This is a genomic window from Streptomyces acidicola (assembly GCF_009377235.1).
GTDB lineage: Bacteria > Actinomycetota > Actinomycetes > Streptomycetales > Streptomycetaceae > Streptomyces > Streptomyces acidicola.
On record NZ_VMNX01000471.1, the window covers coordinates 1 to 2,499 of the forward strand.

1 protein-coding gene and 1 pseudogene are annotated in these 2,499 nt (G+C 73.7%); both read left to right on the forward strand.

Annotated features, from left to right (window positions below; genetic code table 11):
- Nucleotides 1-922: pseudogene (locus FPZ41_RS47690) on the forward strand (serine/threonine protein kinase); the annotation flags it as partial.
- Between the two features lie 129 nt (nt 923-1,051).
- Entirely contained in the window at nt 1,052-2,461 is a 1,410-nt protein-coding gene (locus tag FPZ41_RS46070; RefSeq protein ID WP_228023460.1) for a M28 family metallopeptidase, read from the forward strand.
- Nucleotides 2,462-2,499 lie beyond the last annotated feature (38 nt).

Below are 2,499 nucleotides of genomic sequence, written 5' to 3' on the forward strand. Positions count from 1 at the left end.
GGCCCCGCCCCCGCCGGGGCAGCCGGGCGTGGGCGGACTGGACCGGCTGCCCACCCAGATCGCGGGCCCCGCGCAGGCGCCCCCGTCGGCGATGCCGCCCCCGCCGTACGGCTACGCGCAGCAGCACCCGCAGCCCGCCGCCGGACACGGGCCTCCCGGATACAGTCAGCAACCTGCCGCCGGACACGGGCCTCCCGGACAAGGGCCTCCCGGATACAGCCCGTACGGGCCCGCCATGGGGTCGACCCCGCCCTACGGCCCTCCGGCAGGCTCCTTCGGGCCGACTCCCCCGTACGGTCCGGGTGGCGCCCACCCGCAGCCCGGGCCCCCGCACAGAAACGGCCGCTCCACGGCGGCGCTCATCGCGGTCGCGCTGGTCGTGGCGCTCGCGGCGGGCGGTTCGGTGTACGCGTTGATGCGGGACGGCGCCGGCCAGGACGGCCACGGCAAGGCGTCCCCGACGACGAGCGCGCCCACGACCGAGGACCCGAGCACGTCCGGGCCCTCGACCCCGCCGAGCACCGGGAATCCCACCACCCAGAACCCCACGACCCAGGCCCCCGAGTACGGCGCGATCCCGGCCGAGTACCTCGGTACCTGGAACACGAGCATCGACAACGCCGCCGGGCACAGCACACGACGCCTGGTCATCCGGCAGGGCGAGGTCGGCGACACGGTCCTGTCGCTCACGGCGGACGGACCGGTCGGGAGCGGCACGTACCACTGCGTGTTCAAGGCCGAGCTGGCGGTGGCCCCGAGCGGCGGCGGCCCGTTGAGGATCGGCCCCTCCACCGTCACGACCGGCCCGGCGTCCTCCTGCACCCCGGGCGCCGCCTCCGAGGTCACGATCCTCCCCGACGGCCGTCTGCGCCGTGTGAGCACGGACTCGGGGAAGTCGCTGACGTTCACGAAGGCGGACTGAAGGCGGACCGGACGCGGACTGAAGTCCGACCCCTCACGGCCCGTCAGACCCGTGAGGCACCCTTGCCCCCGCTTGACGCGTCCACAACGATGGCACCGTTGGCACGCCCCGGCTGCTCGCGGAGGACCCATGCGCCCCATGCGCCCCAGCAGGAGAACGGTTCTGACGGCCACCGCCGCCGCGGGGGTGGCGAGCGCGGCTGCCCCCGCCACGGCCGTGGCCGCCGCAGACGGAGCCACTGACCGGCCGCCCGCGACCGCGCAACGGCCCTCCCGTGAACTCCGCGCCCTCCTCGGGGAGATCGACCCCGACCGCATCGAGGCGACCGTCCGCAAGCTGGTCTCCTTCGGCACCCGCCACACCCTCTCCACCCAGGACGACCCCGTGCGCGGCATCGGTGCGGCCCGTGACTGGATCGCGGCGGAGATGCGGTCGTACGCGGCGGCCTCCGGCGGCCGGATGACGGTGGAGCTCCAGTCGTACATCCAGGAACCGGCGAGCCGTATCCCTGTGGCGACCCGCATCACGAACGTCGTCGCCACGCTGCGCGGCTCGGTCACGCCGGAGAGGGTGTACGTGGTGTCGGGGCACTACGACTCGCGGGCGTCGGACGTCATGGACGCCACGTCCGACGCGCCCGGCGCGGACGACGACGCCTCCGGGGTGGCCGTGGCCATGGAACTGGCCCGGGTGATGGCGCGGCGCCGGCCGGCCTCGACGATCGTGTTCGCGGCGGTGGCGGGGGAGGAGCAGGGGCTGTACGGCGCGGCGTACATGGCGCAGCAGTACAAGGCCGCCGGTACGGACGTCCAGGGCATGTTCACCAACGACATCGTCGGCAGTTCGACGGCGGACGACGGGACGCGTGACCCGTACACGATCCGGCTGTTCGCGGAGGGTGTGCCGTCCTCCGAGACTCCCGAACAGGCGGCGGTCCGCCGCTCGGTGGGCGGGGAGAACGACTCGCCGTCCCGTCAACTCGCCCGCTTCGTCCGGGACGTGGCGGACAACGACGCGACGGGCATGCGGGTGCGGGTGATCTACCGCCGTGACCGCTACCGCCGGGGCGGCGACCACATCCCGTTCCTCGAACGTGCCTACCCCGCGGGCCGCTTCACGGAGCCCGCCGAGGACTTCGCCCATCAGCATCAGGACGTGCGGGTGGAGGACGGCAAGCGGTACGGCGACCTCCCGGAGTTCTGCGACTTCGCGTTCACCGCGCGCGTGGCCAAGGTGAACGCGGCCGCCCTCTGGACGCTGGCCCAGGCCCCCGGTACCCCGCGTGACGCGAAGGTCGTCACGTCCACCCTCACCAACGCCACGGAGCTGACGTGGACCAGGCGGGCCGAGCCCGATCTCGCGGGCTACGAGATCGTCTGGCGGGAGACGACGGACTCCGACTGGACCCATGTGATCCCGGCGGGCGACGTCACGTCGCACGAGGTGGATCTGTCCAAGGACAACGTCTTCTTCGGCGTACGGGCGGTGAACCGGGCGGGCTTGCGGGGCCCGGTGGCTTTCCCGGCCCCCCAGACCTGACGGGCCTGGCCCTGCCTGGCCTGGCCGGGGCTTCGAGG

Coding starts and splice junctions, on each gene's coding strand:
- FPZ41_RS46070 (WP_228023460.1), top strand. CDS start 1,052: ATGCGCCCCATGCGCCCCAGCAGGAGAACGGTTCTGACGGCCACCGCC.